The following is a 229-nucleotide window of genomic DNA, read 5'->3' on the forward strand; positions in this document are numbered from 1 at the left end:
GGTCTCGACCTGACCGCGTTCGTCCTCTTCTCCTCCGCCGCCGGCACCCTGAGCAGCCCCGGCCAGGGCAACTACGCTGCCGCGAACGTCTTCCTGGACACCCTGGCCACCCAGCGCCGCGCCCAGGGCATCGCGGCCACCGCGCTCGCCTGGGGCCCGTGGGCCGACAGCAGCGGCATGGTCGGCAGCCTGGACGAACTCGACGTCCAGCGGATGAACCGCAGCGGCA

1 protein-coding gene is annotated in these 229 nt (G+C 72.9%); it reads left to right on the forward strand.

All coding sequences use genetic code 11. From position 1 onward, the window contains the following. The coding region (locus tag UK12_RS36065) for a KR domain-containing protein (RefSeq protein WP_045307457.1) at positions 1–229 on the forward strand (229 nt) is incomplete at both ends.

Origin of the sequence: Saccharothrix sp. ST-888, from assembly GCF_000955975.1 — a bacterium.
Taxonomy (GTDB): Bacteria; Actinomycetota; Actinomycetes; order Streptomycetales; family Streptomycetaceae; genus Kitasatospora.